This is a genomic window from Salinarchaeum sp. Harcht-Bsk1 (genome assembly GCF_000403645.1).
Lineage (GTDB): Archaea > Halobacteriota > Halobacteria > Halobacteriales > Salinarchaeaceae > Salinarchaeum.
Map to the genome: position 1 here is coordinate 1,157,365 of NC_021313.1, position 17,821 is coordinate 1,175,185.

The following is a 17,821-nucleotide window of genomic DNA, read 5'->3' on the forward strand; positions in this document are numbered from 1 at the left end:
AACCCGGTCGGTGGTTCAGTCCGAGTGCACGGACGGCGCTCCAGTCGGGGAATGGCGCTACGTTTCGATCGCCCATGGGCCCCTCGTCAATCCACCTAAGCGGACCCCTGGCGTGCCTGACCACTACTCGGTACGCGATCGCCCGGAAGCACCGGTGATGCGGACCCTGGCGGTCCACCGTACAACGGAGTCCACACAACCGCTGTCCTGGCGGACTGAAAGGGCGAGGTCGGGTCGCGTGCGCCTCAGCCGGCTCTATCCGAGCGAGCGACTGCGAGTGAGGATATCCGGCTGAGCGTGCGCGAACCGGCCGAGGGCTTTCGAGGCCGGAGCGGATGCGATCCACCGATCGACCCACTTCCGATTCCGGCCGGGCGTTTTTACTACCGCACCCTCCAACCCCGCTCCAACGATGATCGAAGTCGAGGCCCTCCGGAAGGAGTACGGGGGGTTCGTCGCCGTGACCGGGAGCACGTTCGCGGTCGACGCCGGCGAGGTGTTCGGCATCGTCGGCCCGAACGGAGCGGGCAAGACGACGACGCTGAAGATGCTCGCCGGCCTCCTGGAGCCCACCGACGGCACCGCGACCGTCGCCGGCCGGGACGCCAGCGATCCCGAGATGCGCCGGAACCTCGGCTTCCTCCCCGAAGAGTCGCCGCTCTACGAGGAGATGACCGCCCGCTCCTACCTCTCCTTCTTCGCCGACCTCTACGACGTGCACCGAGACACCGCCAGCAACCGGATCGAGGACAGCCTCGACCGCCTCGAACTCGAGCACCGCGACCGGAAGATCGGGGACATGTCCAAGGGGATGACCCGGAAGGTCGCCATCGCCCGGGCGCTCGTCAACGATCCGGACGTCCTGATCTTCGACGAACCCGCGAGCGGCCTCGACCCGCGGACGACGAACTACATCAACGACTTCGTCGGCGAACTCGCCGATCGCGGGAAGACGGTCGTCTTCTCCGCGCACAACCTCTATCACGTCGAGGACGTCTGCGATCGCGTCGCGATCATGAACGAGGGCGACATCGTCGCCCGTGGCACGCTCGACGCGATCCGGGAGGAACACGGCCGGAGCGCCTACCACGTCTACACCGACGTGGCAATCGAGGGAAGCGTCCGGGAGAACGGGCGGTACAAGCGCGTCGTCACGGCCTACGACGACATCGAGCAGGTTCGGGATGCCGCCGACGCAGCGGGCGGCCGGGTGCTCGACGTGCGGACGGAGGGATCCAGCCTCGAGGAGATCTTCCTCGACCTCGCCGGCGACGACGAGGGATCGATCGGGAGCGATAGCCAGGAGGCCGAGCCGTGAGGCCGATCGCCGCGCCGAGCGGACCGAATCGACTGCAGACACGAGACGCAGGCCACCGGCGCAGGCCGCAAGCACGCAGCGAACCCACGCGGAGGGACGATCGGCAGTGAGCGCACGGAAGCTCCTCCGGATCGCGCGCTGGGAGGTGGCAACGAGCACCGGCACGATCGATCGCAAGACGGTCGCCGTCCTGCTCGTCGCGCTGCTCGCCGCCGCGGCGGGCGCACCGGCGATCACGAGCGGCGCCGGCCAGCTCGACGCCGGCCTCTACACCGTCGCCGTCGACGACGAGCACCCCTATTCGGACGCGATCGAGTCGCGAGACTCTCTGCGAATCGTCGACAGTGAGAACCGCGCGGACCTCGTCGTCACCGACGGTGACGTCCGCGTCGCCGACGGCACGAGCGGGGACGCCGCGCTGTCGGAACTCCGGGACGCGATCCGGTCGTACAACAACCGCAACCTCCGCGAGGAAGACGATCAGGCAGCGGCCTTCCCCGTGTTCGTCGACCTCGAGTTCGTCGAGGAGGCCGGGACGACGATCGGCGAGGACGGCACCAGCGACGGCGACACCACGGGCGATGGAACGAGCGACGGAACGGGCGATACCACCGGGGACGGCTCCGGGACCGATGGTGGCGGCTCCGGTGAAACGGACGGATCCGCCGACGACAGCGACGGCACCACCGACGACGGCAGCATCGGAGGCAGCACCGGTAGCAGCGACGGGCGACTCCCCGTGCCCGACGTCGGCGTGGGCGGCAGCGGCGCCCAGAGCGGCACGCCCGGGGACATCTCGGCGCCGTTCCCCTTCGCCTCGCTCGTGCTCGCCTTCCTGTTCGTCCTCCCGATGAACTTCGTGATCCAGGCCTACGGCTCGACGATCATGGACGAACGGCGCAACCGTCGGGGCGAACTCCTGCTCGTCGCGCCGGTCACTCGCACCGACGTCGTCGGCGGGAAGACCCTGCCCTACGTCGGCGGGATCGCCGCGGTCACCGTGACCATCGCCGCGCTGGTCGGCGGCGGGCCGCTCTCCGTCCTGGCCGTCATGCCGATCGGCCTGCTCTTCCTCGGGCTCACGTTCGTCGCCGCGATGTTCGCTCGCTCCTACAAGGAGTTGACCTTCCTCACCGTCTCGATCAGCGTCTTCGTCACGAGCTTCGTGTTCGTGCCGGCGATCTTCACCGACGTGACGCCGATCGCGCTGATCTCGCCGCTGACCCTGGTAGTGATCGACCTGAAAGGGAGCGCAGTCGACGCCGGCGGCGTGCTCTTCGCGACCGGCCCGTCGCTGCTCGCGAGCGGCGTGCTGTTCGGCCTTGGCATCGGCATCTACCGCGAGGAGGACATGTTCACGCAGGTGCCCGTCCACGGGAAGGCCCTCGACGCGCTCGCGGCGTGGATTCACCGCCCGCGTCACGTCGCCGCGATGACCGCGCTGTTCATCCCGTTCGTGTTCGTCCTCGAACTCCTCGCCGTCGCCGTCCTGTTCGCGCTCCCGCTCGCCGTCTCGCTCCCCGCGATCCTCGTCCTCGTCGCCGTGGTCGAGGAGGTCGCCAAGAGTCTCCACGTGTTCGCCGCCTTCGAGCACGATCGCTTCGATCGTGCCCTCCCCACCGCGCTCGGCCTCGGCCTGGCCAGCGGCGCGGGCTTCTTCCTCGCGGAGAAGGCCACGCACGCGATCCAGCTCGTCGGGCTCGACCAGCTCGAGGTCGGGCAGGCCGCGTTCGCGCCCTCGACGGGCGTCGGCCCCGCACTCGCAGTCGCGCTCTTCCTCGCGCCGCTTGTGCTCCACGGCGTCACGGCCGCGATCAGCGCGGTCGGCGCGAGCGAGAACGCGAAGACATACGGGAGCGCCCTCGCCGTCGCGATCCTGGTCCACGCCGGCTACAACCTGGGGGTGATCCTCCTTGTCGCGTGATCCCCGGCTGACGATCGCTCGCAGGGAGCTCGCCGCCCTCAAGAGCGAGAAGACGATCGTCCTCGCGCTGCTCATCCAGCTGTTCGTCGCCGGCTTCTCCTCGTTTCTCGTCGTGGGCCTCGTCTCGATGTACGATCCCTCCTCCGTCGAGGGCGGCTCCGTGGGCGTCGCGATCGTCGGCGAGGGCGACGAGGACGTCGCCGACTCGCTGGAGTCCGTCGACGGCGTCGAACCGACCAGCTTCGCCGACGTGACCGAAGCGCACACGCGGTTCCGGGACGGGCGGTTCGACGCGCTCCTGGTCGTCACCGAGAGCGAGGACGGCCGACTGCGGATACGCGCCTCCGTCCCCGATTCGGGCGTCCGGAGCACGCTGGTCGTCGTCCGCTTACGGGAGGGGCTCCAGCAGGTCGAGCGCGATCGTCGCGCGTCTTTCAGCGATCGACTCGACTTCGAGCCGATCGCGCTCCCGGAGTCCTCGGCCGGCAGTCCCTACGTCGGCTTCACCTACACCGTCCTCGTGCCGCTGCTCTGCTTTCTCCCGGTGTTCATCAGCGGCTCGATCGCCGTGGACTCCATCAGCGAGGAGCTCGAACGGGGGACCTTCGAGCTCCTGCGCGCGGCGCCGGTTTCGCTCGTCGACATCCTGGACGGCAAGCTCCTGGCCGCCGGTTCACTCGCACCGCTCCAGGCGGCACTCTGGCTCGCGCTCCTCCGGTTCAACGGCATCCCGATCGAGCACGCGCTCCCCGTCGTCGGTCTCGTCGCTGCCCTCACCGCCGCGATCGTGGGGCTGGGGATCGCGATCGCGCTGCTCGCGCCCGACCGCAGGCAGGCACAGCTCGTCTACTCCGTCGGCGTCCTCAGCGTGTTCGTCGTCGCCTCGCTGCTGCCCGAACACCCCGCGAACACCGTCGCGAAGCTCGCGATCGGTAACCCCACCGACGCGACCTGGACGCTGCTGGCGGGCTACCTCGTCGCTGGCGCGTCCGCGCTGGTCGTGGTCCGTGGGCTCGTCGGGCGACTCTCCGTCGAACACCTCGGCGGCGATCGCTGAACGCTCACTGCCCCGATCGAGCATGCGTGCGGCCCCGAGAGGTCCATCCAAACGACGCGCGGAGCAGCCGCTGCCCGTGCGCGATCACCGACGGACGCTACTTGCGCGCGGTACCGGACAACCACATCCCACGGCAAAGCCGGGACGACAGCTCTCGCCTACCCTTCGCCCTCGGACTGCCCCGGCTCACCAACTGCCTCGACGGGCAACACGCTGTAGAGTTCCATGGAGAGTTCGTCCGCGGACGCGAAGTCGTCGGTGCCGACGCGATCAAGGACGTCTGGGAGCGCCTCCTCGCCGTCGGCGTACTGGAAGACGACGTCGTCGAAGCGCTCCCGGACGGTCGCCGTGTCCGTGGGGTAGGACAGTTCCTCGAATAACTCGTCACTCTCGTTGAGGGGGACCTCGCGAACCATGGCGTCGCCACTAGGCGTGGGACGGGCATAAGAAGGTGGTACGTGTCGACGTACCACACCGAGACACATACGAAAACCCCCGCACAGCGCTGTTGCTGTGCGAGGGGTGAATGAGTGGTAGGCGGCGAACCGGATTTCCCAGAGGCTCGCGCACTCCAGTACTCGCCGGAACGCAGGTGGGCTTATCTTCCGTGTTCGGGATGGGTACGGGAGTGACCCCACCGCTATGGCCGCCTTAACGCCGACTCGCGGAATCGAACCGCGACGCGGAACGGCTCCTGCGTCGGTCATCCGTGTAGTACGTGCGATCCAGTTTACGCCTGGGTCCGTTCAGCGATGGAACGAACGTCAGCAATGCGGTATGAATGTGTGGCTTCGATCTGTTAGTGGACGCGGGCTCAACGCCTCGTTGCCTCGGCGCGTACACCCCGTCTCTATCGACCCCGTATTATACGGGAGATCTCAACGGTGTCTCTTTTCCAGGTGGGTTTCGGGCTTAGATGCGTTCAGCCCTTACCCCGTGTTGCGTAGCTGCCCGGCACTCGCCCTGTCGGACGACCGGTACACCAGTGGCAACCGATCGTAGTTCCTCTCGTACTATACGATCGTTCCCGTCAGACACCAAAACACCCCCAATAGATAGCAGCCGACCTGTCTCACGACGGTCTAAACCCAGCTCACGACCTCCTTTAATAGGCGAACAACCTCACCCTTGCCCGCTTCTGCACGGGCAGGATGGAGGGAACCGACATCGAGGTAGCAAGCCACTCGGTCGATATGAGCTCTTGCGAGTGACGACTCTGTTATCCCTAGGGTAGCTTTTCTGTCATCAATCCGGCCCATTGAGGACCTTGATTGGTTCGCTAGACCACGCTTTCGCGTCAGCGACCGTTGTTGTGCCGGTCACTGTCAGACCACCTTGTGCTCTTGCGCTCTTCCTCGGGTCTCCGACCCGAGTGAGGTGATCTTGGGGCGCGCTCGATATCTTTTCAAGCGCGTGCCGCCCCAGCCAAACTGCCCGGCTACCGGTGTCCTCCTCCCGGAGTGAGGGTCACAGTCACTAGTGGGTAGTGTTTCATGTGTGTCTCGGTGGCGTGCTGGCGCACGTACCTGTGTAGTGACTCCTACCTACCCTGCACACTAGCGACCGTGTCCCAGCGACAGCCTGCAGTAAAGCTCCATAGGGTCTTCGCTTCCCCTTGGGGGTCTCCAGACTCCGCACTGGAACGTACAGTTCACCGGGCCCAACGTTGGGACAGTGATGCTCTCGTTAATCCATTCATGCAAGCCGCTACTGAAGCGGCAAGGTACTACGCTACCTTAAGAGGGTCATAGTTACCCCCGCCGTTAACAGGTCCTTCGTCCTCCTGTACGAGGTGTTCAGATACCTGCACTGGGCAGGATTCAGTGACCGTACGAGTCCTTGCGGATTTGCGGTCACCTATGTTGTTAGTAGACAGTCGGAGCATCCGAGTCACTGCGGCCTGCCCCGTTGCGGGGCAGGCATCCCTTCTTCCGAAGGTACGGGACTAACTTGCCGAATTCCCTAACGTCGGTTGCTCCCGACAGGCCTTGGCTTTCGCCGCCAGAGTACCTGTGTCGGATCTCGGTACGGACGTCGTCCTCACCTTTTCACGGGCTCTCGGTTGAACCAACTTGCGCTATCTCGCTATTCATCCGCTTCGTGCCATGACGGCTTCCACGGATTTCGGCGATTCGACCGGGCGAAGGCCCGGCTTGGTCGATCCGAAAGCGTCGGTTTTCACTGGACGACGGCACTGGAATATTAACCAGTTTCCCTGTTTGTCCCGCTCGAGTTGCGACGGGACTTAGGGCCGGCTAACCCTCGGCTGATAAGCAGTGCCGAGGAACCCTTACTCTTGAGGCCGTCGGGATTCTCACCCGACTAACGCTGCTACTATGACCAGGATTTTCGTCACCGATCGGTCCACTCGAGATCTATCCCGAGCTTCCACCCGATCGGAGCGCCAATCTACACGGTTGCCTTGTGACAGGCACGGTCAGGTATCGGTGGTGGGTTTGAGCCCCGATCATTTTGGGCGCCCCGAACCTCGGCCGGTAAGCTGTTACGCTTTTCTTAGAGGGTAGCTGCTTCTAAGCTCACCTCCCGGCTGTCTGTGGCTCGGGACCACCTTCGATCGCACTTAACCCACACTTGGGGACCTTAACCCGACTCTGGGTTGTCTCCCTCATGGTGCACAGGCTTACCCCGCACACCGGACTCGCTACGTCGACAGCGTCCGTAGGTTCGGAGTTTGACAGGCGGTCAGACCCCTCTCGGGGTCCGGGCCGCCAATCAGTGTCTCTACCCCACGGACTACCTCGGTAACGGTCATGCTTCGACATGTTTCGATTGGAACCAGCTGTTGCCGGGCTCGATGGGCCTTTCACCCCTACACGTGGATCACGGGAGGGTATTGTAAGACACCAACCCTAGCGGGCCTCCACGTGCCTTTCGGCACGCTTCACCCTGCCCACGCGTAGATCGCCCGGATTCGGGTCGTGCCGGATTGACTCCCCGCGCTTGAACACGGCGGCCCTCGCGCAAAGCGCTGCGGCCATGTCGGTTTCCCTACGCCTTCCCCGATGCTCGGGTTAGACTCGCCAATCCAGCACACTCCCTGGTCCGTTTTTCAAAACGTACGACGGAACACCGGCTTCCCCTGCTTCCTACTGGTAGTTCGCACTACTGTCGTTTCACAGGGGACCTTTCGTGCCCCGTCGCTCCATCGCCATCCAATTTCAAGGCCTATTGCACCTCCCTTCTTGGGGTGCTTTTCAGCGTTCGCTCACGCTACTTGTCCGCTATCGGTCTCGAGGAGTACTTAGCCTTCCCAGTCGATGCCTGGGATATTGGCGAGGGATATCCAACCCCCGCTACTCTGGTGCTGACGCACGTCGTACTCGAGCTCGTTACGGGACTTTCACCCTGTATCGTGCTCCGTTCCAGGAGACTTCACGAACCGTTTCTGACGATGAGAGTCAGACCCAACACCACATTGCCCGTGAGGGCTTCGGTTTGGGCTGTGTCGCGTTCACTCGCGATTACTAACGACGTCTCGTAATTGATTTCTCTTCCTGCCGTTACTGAGATGTTTCAGTTCACGGCGTTCCCCATTGCGCAAAGCAATTGCGATGAGGATTCCTATTCGGGTATCTCGGGTTCTTCCCCTCCGTGCGGGTCCCCCGAGCTTATCGCAGCTTGGCACGCCCTTCGTCGGCTCTCGAGCCGAGCTATCCACCGGATGGCATAGTAGCCACGCAGTCTGCTGACGTCGGGTCCGATCGCTGTACGGACCCAGTGGACGTCTGGATCGCACGTACACACGGTGTCATTTGCACGCCCTAGTGTGAGCGGTGCGTGCATCGACCCTTCCCACCCGCGCTTGCGCGGGGCGGTGCATCGGTCAGTCGTGACCCATCGTATCGCCGTCCCACACTTAAGGGGACGGTTTCCGATCGGCCACGAGGCATGGACCCACTGGGATTCGAACCCAGGGCATCCTCCTTGCAAAGGAGGCACTCTACCACTGAGCTATGGGCCCACCCCTCTCGGGGAACGTTAGCCTTGGTAGTTCGTTAGCGTCCGGCCTGAAAGACGACGTCGGCGTTCTCGGATAGGTGGGCCTGGCTGATCGCCAGGTCCCGGTCTGTGGAGGTGATCCAGCCGCAGATTCCCCTACGGCTACCTTGTTACGACTTAATCCCCCTTGCGGAACCCAGATTCGACCCGGGAACCGGGCCTCATCCGGATCCCACTCGGGTGATTTGACGGGCGGTGTGTGCAAGGAGCAGGGACGTATTCACCGCCGTCTTCTGAACGGCGATTACTACCGAATCCAGCTTCATGCGGGCGGGTTTCAGCCCGCAATCCGAACTACGACCGAGTTTAGGAGATTAGCTTCCCCTCTCGGGGTCGCATCCCACTGTCTCGGCCATTGTAGCCCGCGTGTCGCCCGGCACATTCGGGGCATACTGACCTACCGTTGCCCGCTCCTTCCTCCGCCTTAGCGGCGGCAGTCTTCCTAATGTACCCAACCGCCTCACGGCGTTGCTGGCAATTAGGAATACGGATCTCGCTCGTTGCCTGACTTAACAGGACGCCTCACGGTACGAGCTGACGGCGGCCATGCACCTCCTCTCAGCAGCATCGAGTAAGGGCATCAGCCTGACTGTCATTACTGCTGTCGGTGCCGGTGAGATGTCCGGCGTTGAGTCCAATTAAACCGCAGGCTCCTCCGGTTGTAGTGCTCCCCCGCCAATTCCTTTAAGTTTCATCCTTGCAGACGTACTTCCCAGGCGGTCCGCTTAGCGCCTTCACTGCGGCACAGCGCAGGCTCGTAGCCTGCGCCACACCTAGCGGACATCGTTTACAGCTAAGACTACCCGGGTATCTAATCCGGTTCGTGACCTTAGCTTTCGTCCCTCACCGTCGGGTCCGTCCTTCCAGGGCGCTTTCGCCACCGGCGGTCCGTCCGGGATTACGGGATTTCACTCCTACCCCGGACGTACCCCCTGGATCTTCCGGCCCCAAGCCAGCTGGTTTCCACCGGACGCCTGCACGTTGGGCGTGCAGATTTCCCGATGGACCTGTCTGGCCGGCTACGGACGCTTTAGGCCCAATAAAATCGGCCATCACTCGTGCTGCCGGTATTACCGCGGCGGCTGGCACCGGTCTTGCCCAGCACTTATTCCACCACCACCTTACAGTGGTGAAAAGCGAGGACTGTATGCCCTCGCACTCGGGGTCCCCCTATCGCACTCTCGTGCAGTGTAAAGGTTTCGCGCCTGCTGCGCCCCGTAGGGCCCGGTATCTTGTCTCAGATACCGTCTCCGGGCTCTGACTCTCATCACCCGTACCGATTATGGGCACGGTGGGCCGTTACCCCACCGTCTACCTAATCGGCCGCAGCCACATCCTGTGGCGCCGGAACGTTTCACACCCACTCCACTCCAGGATGTGGGTGTTATCCAGAATTAGCCTCAGTTTCCCGAGGTTATGCTGGTCCACAGGGTAGTTTGGCCACGTGTTACTGAGCTTTCCGCCACGAGTATGAACTCGTGCGACTAGCATGGCTAAATCGGACCCCGATAGCAATGGCCTCCGGCAGGATCAACCGGAATGTCGCCTCCGTAATGGAGGCGGGTTAGGCGGGAACACGTGACGTCGCGATGACGTCGCGTGAACATTGCATATGGTCCAAGAACGACGACAATCGGCCAACAGGCCGGATGTCGCCGAACTACCAAGGCTAACATCAGATCCCGTCTGTTACGGCGGACCGCAGGGGCGGGATCCTCATTTCCTTCGGACTTCAACGTAGGGCTTCGTCCGGGCATAAACCCTTCGAACCCTTCGCGAGTCCGTGCAACGGAGCGGGTTGAACGCCCCGCCGACGTCGCGTCGTTCGCATTCACACCCCAATGCCCGTTTACATATAAGGCATTCGGATCGTGTCCGCGAGTGATCCGGCCGTCGTCGGCCGGTTTTCGCGTTCTGTTCCGAATGCCCGTATGTACTTAAGGGCTGTGAACCGGAACGGCCAGCGGTCGCGAGGGACGCCGATCGTCCACCACAGCCGCCTGGTCGAGATCGACCTGGCCGCCGGTCCGGGGCGTGCTTCCTTCGAGCCGGAATACAGCCGAAGGCCGCGGCGCGGCGCACCGCGTTTCCATTCTTCCGGATGCCGGGTTTATACTTAAGGCCGTCGAACGAACCGACGTTCGATTCGCGGTACCATGCGCCGATCTCCCACGAACGACCAGCGCGGCTGGCGAGCGGGGAAGCGTAGCCACTCCACGGGGTAACCATCGAGTAGCCACTACACAGGTACGACCTCGAGTGTTGCACGGACGGAGGCCGGCCGGTCATCCCGCGCGTCGTGCGGCGTCGGGCCGGGTGGGATCCGCGCACCTGTGCGTCGGCGTGTGTCGCGGAAAAGCCCGTCGTCGCTGGGCAGTGCGACGGGGAAAACGCGGTGACAATACCAGTCCACCGCGGGCATCGGAACTGTCTTCGATCACGAATCGCGGGAGTAACCGACGAGGCGCGTCGTCGGCCTGACCGACGTAGGCCGCTGTACAGTCGACGGCGGGAGCCCTGGGACGATGCGTGTATCGGAACGGACGATGCTGGCGGTGGACGGACGACGGAGCCAATGGGACAATGGAGCGCGCCCACGCGTGGGCACGTGCGTGCGCGAGCGGTGTCAGGCACGAGAGAGTGCGAAGGGAGTGAGAACGTCGGAGCGGGCAACCGTGGGAGTGCGAGGACGTATTCATGGCACTGCGCAGTATCGAGCGTGCCCCGAGAGAGGGCGACTCACGTCGAGTCGCGGTAGTCCCGACGATAGAGAAGCCAACGGCTCGGCGCAGTCGATCGCACAAAATATCGGTACTGTCGCCCCGAATTCACTCGTCGAGGTGCTCGATGCCCTTCTTCGAGACGTTCGCCTCGGTGATGTCCCCCGGCATCCAGTCTGGGCTGTCGTCGGGGGCGTTCTCCTCCCAGGCCCACCCGTCGTAGATGTGGACCTTGTCGGTGCCTTTCTCGCGGAGTCGCAGCTCCGTCTCGTTGGCTGCAGATTCCGACGATGCTGGTTCGAGACGCCGCGCCGCCTTGAGAGCGGCCTGCCGCGGCGTGTTTCCGGAGAAGACGCTCGATTCGTCCCCGTCCTCGCGCAGTGCGAAGTTCCGTTTACCGTCTTCACGTACCATGGGTTCCAAACCTCCGTGTGAATGGAACACACTCCCCAACATAAAGATATCCCCGAGATCGCCAGACGGGAGCGCCCCATATATATAGCTTTCCCACAGCTGCGACGGCTCGACGGGCAAATTCGGGGGACGACGGCGGATTACGGCGAAAATCGAGCGACCGGAGCGCCGGCGCGCGGACGCGAAGTCGCAAGCCGACGGCCAGACGGCGAGTCACCGGTCCAACAACACTTAAGTACGTGCTGGGGTGAAACTTCGGGACGAGAGACCGCGATGGTCCGCAAAAAGAAGCTCAGCCCGAGTGGCGCGAAGGACGAGGACGGCGAGTACCACAACGTCCACATCAACCTCCACGAGGACGAACTCGCCGTCGCTGGGATGGAGATCGGCGACGAGGTCTTCGTCCGCGTGCGCGAGGACAAGATCATCATCCAGAAGGCCGATCAAGACGACGTCGAGCACGAGTTCTAGTACGGACGGTCCCCGATTCGAACTGCTACCCGGGTGAGATGGGCGATTCCAAGCCCGAGGCGGACGATCGCCACCGATTTCCGGGCGTTTATTGACGTTGCGGCGTCGGTATCTCCCCAATGAACGCGTACTCGATCGCGAAGCCGTTGCTCTTTCGACTCCCACCGGAGGCGGCCCACCACGTCGTTCACCGGGGACTGCGGGTCGCCCAGGCCACGCCGCTGGAGCGACTACTCCGGTGGCGCTACTGCGTCGAGGACGAACGGCTCGAGGTCGACGAGTTCGGCCTCGAGTTCCCGGCCCCGGTAGGCGTCGCTGCTGGCTTCGACAAGAACGCACGCATCCCCCGCGCCCTCGCCGCACTCGGCTTCGGCCACGTCGAGGTCGGCGGCGTGACCGCAGAGGCCCAGGAAGGCAACCCGCGGCCCCGCCTGTTCCGGCTGCCGGAGGACCGCGCGCTCGTGAACCGGATGGGGTTCAACAACGACGGTGCGGACGCGATCGGGAAACGCCTCGATGAATCACGGCTCCCAGACGTCCCGGTCGGGATCAACATCGGAAAGTCGAAGTCCACGCCGCTGGCCGACGCCGCCGACGACTACGCGTACACCTACGAGGCGGTCGCCGACGCGGGCGATTACTTCGCCGTGAACGTCTCGAGTCCGAACACGCCGGGACTCCGAGAGCTTCAGGACCGGGGGCCCCTGGTCGACATCCTCTCTCGCCTGCAGGAGGAGGGTGCCTCGCCGCTGCTGGTGAAACTCTCGCCAGACCTCTCGGAGGCCGCGACCGAGGACGCTCTCGAAGTCGTCCGTGATCTGGATCTCGACGGTGTCATCGCGGTCAACACAACCACCGAGCGCGACGAGAGTCTCCGGAGCCAGAACGCCGCGGAATCGGGCGGGCTCTCGGGCGCACCGCTCGAACACCGCGCGACGGAACGCGTCCGCTTCGTCGCCGATCGCGTGGACGTCCCGGTGATCGGCGTCGGTGGAATCGCGTCCGCGGAGGGCGCATACCGGAAGCTCCGCGCCGGCGCGAGCGTCGTGCAACTCTACACGGGCCTCGTCTACGAAGGACCGACGATCGCTAGCGAGATTAATCGCGGGCTGCTGGAGTTGCTGGAACGAGATGGCTTCGCATCAGTCGAAGACGCGGTCGGTGTCGACCTGTAGCGATCCGCGCTGGAGCAGTCGGACGAGTCGCGTCCGGGCGCAGCACCCGAGGGGACGCAAACGCGAGACGCTTACCGGCCGGTCCACCGCAACAGCAGGAGCGTCCCCTCGAAGAGCGCGACCATCGTCGCCATCAGGAGGAACGGCGCCATCCCGGTCGGGTCGGGGCCGAAGATGACGGCGACGCCGAGGAACAGCCCCCAGAAGTAGAGGCGGCGGCGTTCGAGCCACCGGCGGGTGGTGATCCCCATCATGATCGCGAGCATGATCAACAGCGGGATCTGGAAGATGATCGCGAGCATCCCCATCATCAGCAGGATGAGGTTCATCGTCTCGGCGAGCTGGAAAGCCAGGTCCGCCGAGCCCTGCGTGTAGCCGATAAAGTACGCGAACAACAGCGGGAGGAGAACGAAATAGGCGAACAGCATCCCGATGATCGCGAGGACGAGGCTGAACGGAACGGCCGCGAGGTAGTATCGACGCTCGTGTGGGTACAGCCCCGGACGCATGAACCGGTAGGTCTGGTAGACGCCCAGGGGCAGCGCTGCGAGCAGTCCGGCGAGCCCGGCGACGCGGATCCGCGTCAGGACGAGTTCCAGCGGCCCGTAGACGTGGGGCGCCACGCAGTCGCCGCTCTGGGGAGCCGTCTTGCACGCCTCGACGGTACCGGTGTGGACGTCGTACCACATCTCGATGATGATGTCGTTGGCGAAGGGGAAGGCTGCCAGCGTCGCGAACGCGGCGACGACCACGACGATCGCGAGCCGCGTGAGCATCTCCTCGATGTGCTCGGTGAGCGGCATCTCCTCGTCGTCGGGCGGCGCCGAGCCGCCGATGCCGCCGGAGAGGATGCTGCTCCCGCCGCTCCCACCGTCGTCAGTCACCGAGGTCGACGGCGTACTCGCGGCGTCGGACTGGGTACGCGCGGCATCGGTCTGATCCGTCGTCCCAGCACCGGCCCGGGAGTGAGCGGTCCCTCGTGGAGCCCGCTCCGTGGGGTTCCTGGTAGGCTGGTCGTCCGGCGTTCCGGGGGCGTCCGGATGCTCGGCGTCCTCGTCTCGTGCGTCCGTCGCATCGTCGTCGAGTTTGTCCGTGGCGTAGTCGGGCTGACTCGTGGTGGAGCCGAAATCGTCGGGGTCGTGGTGGGAGACGCGGTCCTCGTCCGAGTTCGCGTCGTCGTCCGCCACATCGCTCGGCCGCTTCGCCGGACGATCACCGGGAGGTGGCCGGGACCCCATGCGCGCACGGCCGCTGCCGCGGCGATCCGCAGGTGGCTCCGCCTCGTCGCCGGCCGATTCGGCGGACGGATCTGCAGCGTCGGAATCGGCCTCGCCGTCGTCGCCATTTCCGTCGATAGAGGAATCCTCGGCGTCGGCAGGAGAATCCTCGGCGTCGGCAGGAGAATCCTCGCCGTTGACAGGTGCATCTTCGGCGTCGGCCAATGCGTCCGCTCCATCGGCCGTCGTCTCCTCGGCGTCCCCACCGTCGGAATCCGATTCCTCCTCGCCGGGACGGGACCAGGATTCACCGTCCCACGTAGGCGTCTCCTCGGGGTCAGCGGAGGGCGCGGAGTCCGTCGCGTCGTCCTTGGGGCCGGACGTGGACGACGCTCCTTCGGCGTCGCTCCCGGAATCGCCGTCCTCGTCCGGCTCGTCGGGCATTCGTCCCGTAGTTCGCAACCGGGTTATTATAGGCCTTTTCGACTCGCCTCCGTGCCCGCGCGGGGTGAAGGAAGAAGATTGATAACGAGCAGATTGCAAGCCTCGGGAACATGAGTGTCGTCGACGAGGACACGGCTCGCGCCGTCAACGCTGGGCGAGAGACGATCGGCGGCGTGCTCTCGGAGGCCCAGCGCGAGCTGAAGAAGGTGTTCCTCGTCTTCGTCTTCGCCTTTCTCGGGACGATTCTCGCATTGCGCTGGTGGATCTGGGACTACCTCGAAGCGGTGACGAAGGCCCAGATGAACGAGTCGGTCGCCCAGGAGGTCGACATCATCGCGCGGACCCCGTTCGACGTCATCCTGATGCAGGTGAAAATCGGGGTCATCGTCGGCATCGTCCTCGCATCGGTCGTCGGCCTCTACCTGGCCCGGAAAGCCATCCTCGGTCGCATCGAGGACACCGGCGTGAACGTCACGACCGGCAAGGTCTACGGCTTCGTCGGACTCTCGCTCGGCCTCGCCGTCGTCGGGATGGTCTACGCGTACGCCGTCTTCTTCCCGCTGATGTTCAAGATCCTCGCCGAACAGGCCTACGCGGCGGGGGCGAAACCGAGCTACGGGATCGTACGATTCACCGAGTTCCTCCTCCTGCTGACCATCTCGTTCGCGCTCGCTGCGCAGCTTCCACTCGTCATGGGCGTCCTGTCCTACGGAGAGATCGTCCCCTACGAGACGTTCCGGGACAAGTGGCGCTACGCTGTACTCGGCATCTTCGTCTTCGGCGCCGTCTTCTCGCCACCGGACCCGTTCACCCAGATCATGTGGGCGATCCCGCTGATCACTCTCTACGCGTTCAGCCTCGGCGTCGCGAAGGTCGTCACGAACGTCCACCGCGGCGGCGTACGGAACAGTCCGGTCGAGCCCGGCACCTTCCGGCGGAAAGGGTACCTCGTGGTCGGCGCATTCGTGCTCTCCGGTGGTGCAACAGCGCTCGCGCTCTACACCGGTCACGCCGAGGTGATCGGGGAAGCAGTGCTCGAACAGCTACCCCGATCGGCCTCGATCCCGTTCCTGGGAGAGGTCACGTTCCCGACGACTGTCGAGCGTGGCGGACCGACGGTGTGGCTTCGCTCGGGGCTGGTGATGGGCGTCCTCGGCGGGGCGGTAGCACTCGCTTACGCGCTGGTGGCGGTGCTCCGGATGCCGGTCGTCCCCCGCGCCTACGTCGGCGTCGAGGAGGAGGAGGATCCGGAAGCCGTCGACGTCGCCTCTCTCGACGTCGAGGGCGTTCGTCGCGCGCCGCTTGCCGCGTTCGCGGACCTCTCGGAGTCAGAAGCAGTCGACATCGCCGGCGAGGCGATGGAGGCCGGCGACGAAGAGAAGGGACGACTCGTCCTCGAACGGTGGGAGGACGCTCAGCAGGCAGCCGATGGCGACGGAGCGGACGGCGATTCCGAAGACGCCGTCGACCTCCGCGGCCTCGACGCAGCGGGCGTCGCAGACGCGCCGGACTCGGCCTTCGCCGCGCTCACCGAGGAGCAGGCCGTCGAGATTGCCGGCGCTGCGATGGAGAACGGCGACGAGGAGAAGGGACGGCTCGTCCTCCAGCGCTGGCAAGCGGCAGAAGACGTCGACGAGCCGCCGGTCACCGGTGATCCCGCGAACCTCGACCTCCGCGAACTGGACGCCGGCGGCGTCGAGGCAGCGCCGACGGAGGCGTTCGCGGCGATCAGCGAGGACGAGGCGATCGACATCGCCGGCGAAGCGATGGAGGCCGGCGACGAGGAGAAGGGCCAGCTCGTCCTCCAGCGCTGGGACGAGATCAACGAGGCCGGCACGGCCGCCCCGAACGGCGGCGAGGGCGATCCGAACGCTGTCGCGACCGCAGACGTCGAAGCCGGCGCTGGCGCCGAGACGACCGAGCAGTCTGCAGCCACCGACGAGGAGGGCGGCGCCTTCGACGACCTGTTCAGTGACACCGCCGGCGGGATGCTCGGCGCCTTCGCCGACGAAGAGCGCGACGAGGACGAGATCGGCGGCTACATGTACGACATCGGGTTCATTCTGGACTCGATGCGTTCGCGAATGTTCGTCATCGTCGCGGTGTTCATCGGCGTGTTCACGGCGACGTTCGCCTACCTCTACACGGTCGGCATCAAGCAGATCATGGACGTCTTCATCTCGCAGGTGCCAAACGAGGCCCTCGCGCCGGGGCAGCGCGCCACCGACGCGACGGACGTGATCATCGCCCTCCACCCCGTCGAGGTGCTCATCTTCATCGTGAAGTTCAGCGGCGTGCTGGCGATTCTCGTCACCACGCCGGTGATCCTCTACTACGCCTGGCCCGCGCTCCAGCAGCGCGGGCTGGCCCCCGGGTCCGGCGACCGACGCGCGTTCCTGATGTGGGGCTACGTCCTCCTGATGGGGACGCTCACCGGCGCGGTCGTCGGCTTCTTCGGCGTCGCGCCGACGGTGATCTCCTATCTCGTCACCGACGCCGTCCAGTCCGGGATGGTCGTCTCCTACCGCATCAAGAGCCTGCTGTGGATCGTCTTCTTCATGACGATCGGCTTCGGGTTCTTCCTCAACATCCCGATCGGGATGATCCTCCTCCACCTCTCGGACCTCGTCTACTTCGAGAGCATGCGCAAGTACTGGCGACACTTCGTCCTGGTCACCTTCGTGGTCGCGGCGCTGATCACGCCCGGCGGCATCCTCACGATGCTCGTCTTCGCCATCCCGGTGGCGGTCGCGTACGTGCTCGGCCTCCTGCTCCTGTGGCTGCTCACGGCACCGTGGCGGCTGTTCGGCCGAGGGCGGGCCTCCAGGACGTCGTAGCGCCGATCCTCGTAGGTTTCTGAGCACCGATCTCGTGGGGTTCTGAGCGTCGAACGTCGAGGGGTTCGGCGCCGAGCGTTGCGGGCGTCGTAGCCCGTCGAGCGTTCGGGTCTCCGCTAAGTAGACTGGTGTGGCCGGAGCGTGGGACCCACGCTGCGAGGAGCGCGACGGAAAGGAAGGTTCGATGCGTCGAACGCGACGGAGACGACGCGACCAGAGCGGCG

9 protein-coding genes, 1 tRNA gene and 3 rRNA genes are annotated in these 17,821 nt (G+C 64.9%); 6 read left to right on the forward strand and 7 right to left on the reverse strand.

The window, feature by feature from the left end; genetic code table 11:
• Window positions 1–412 precede the first annotated feature (412 nt).
• The 3 genes from L593_RS05455 (at window position 413) to L593_RS05465 (ending at window position 4,299) form a co-directional block, all read left to right on the forward strand.
• Window positions 413–1,318, forward strand: coding sequence for an ABC transporter ATP-binding protein (locus L593_RS05455; protein WP_020445943.1), 906 nt, complete (start codon window positions 413–415; stop codon window positions 1,316–1,318).
• Window positions 1,319–1,424: 106 nt separating this feature from the next.
• The gene (locus L593_RS05460) at window positions 1,425–3,242 is read left to right on the forward strand and encodes an ABC transporter permease (protein ID WP_020445944.1); all 1,818 of its coding nucleotides are present in this window, start codon (window positions 1,425–1,427) and stop codon (window positions 3,240–3,242) included.
• Window positions 3,232–4,299, forward strand: a complete 1,068-nt coding sequence (locus tag L593_RS05465; protein WP_020445945.1) for an ABC transporter permease — start codon at window positions 3,232–3,234, stop codon at window positions 4,297–4,299. Before L593_RS05460 ends, L593_RS05465 begins: the two co-directional genes overlap by 11 nt.
• Window positions 4,300–4,457: 158 nt before the next feature.
• On the opposite strand, the gene L593_RS05470 is transcribed toward L593_RS05465, so the two are convergent.
• From L593_RS05470 to L593_RS05495, 6 genes are all read right to left on the reverse strand, one after another.
• On the reverse strand, window positions 4,458–4,715 hold the full coding sequence (locus L593_RS05470; protein WP_020445946.1) for a hypothetical protein: 258 nt from the start codon (window positions 4,713–4,715) through the stop codon (window positions 4,458–4,460).
• A 116-nt stretch (window positions 4,716–4,831) separates the two neighbouring features.
• Window positions 4,832–4,953: ribosomal RNA gene (rrf, locus tag L593_RS05475) — 5S ribosomal RNA — on the reverse strand.
• Between the two features lie 126 nt (window positions 4,954–5,079).
• Window positions 5,080–8,002: ribosomal RNA gene (locus L593_RS05480) — 23S ribosomal RNA — on the reverse strand.
• A gap of 207 nt (window positions 8,003–8,209) precedes the next feature.
• A tRNA-Ala gene (locus tag L593_RS05485) sits at window positions 8,210–8,281 on the reverse strand.
• A gap of 108 nt (window positions 8,282–8,389) precedes the next feature.
• Window positions 8,390–9,860: ribosomal RNA gene (locus L593_RS05490) — 16S ribosomal RNA — on the reverse strand.
• The 16S, 23S and 5S rRNA genes sit together here with 1 tRNA gene alongside, the layout of an rRNA operon.
• A gap of 1,287 nt (window positions 9,861–11,147) precedes the next feature.
• Window positions 11,148–11,453: a non-histone chromosomal MC1 family protein gene (locus L593_RS05495; protein WP_020445947.1), complete on the reverse strand. Its 306-nt coding sequence runs from the start codon at window positions 11,451–11,453 to the stop codon at window positions 11,148–11,150.
• A gap of 273 nt (window positions 11,454–11,726) precedes the next feature.
• On the opposite strand from L593_RS05495, the gene L593_RS05500 reads away from it, so the two are divergent.
• A complete protein-coding gene (locus tag L593_RS05500; protein ID WP_020445948.1) occupies window positions 11,727–11,924 on the forward strand; it encodes a hypothetical protein in 198 nt (65 codons plus the stop codon).
• Between the two features lie 119 nt (window positions 11,925–12,043).
• Window positions 12,044–13,099: a quinone-dependent dihydroorotate dehydrogenase gene (locus tag L593_RS05505; protein WP_020445949.1), complete on the forward strand. Its 1,056-nt coding sequence runs from the start codon at window positions 12,044–12,046 to the stop codon at window positions 13,097–13,099.
• 71 nt (window positions 13,100–13,170) lie between these two features.
• Here L593_RS05505 and L593_RS05510 read toward each other — a convergent pair whose 3' ends face one another.
• Complete coding sequence (locus L593_RS05510) at window positions 13,171–14,760, reverse strand: twin-arginine translocase subunit TatC (RefSeq protein ID WP_020445950.1); 1,590 nt, start codon at window positions 14,758–14,760, stop codon at window positions 13,171–13,173.
• A gap of 110 nt (window positions 14,761–14,870) precedes the next feature.
• On the opposite strand from L593_RS05510, the gene L593_RS15895 reads away from it, so the two are divergent.
• Window positions 14,871–17,597: a twin-arginine translocase subunit TatC gene (locus L593_RS15895; protein ID WP_020445951.1), complete on the forward strand. Its 2,727-nt coding sequence runs from the start codon at window positions 14,871–14,873 to the stop codon at window positions 17,595–17,597.
• Window positions 17,598–17,821: the final 224 nt, after the last annotated feature.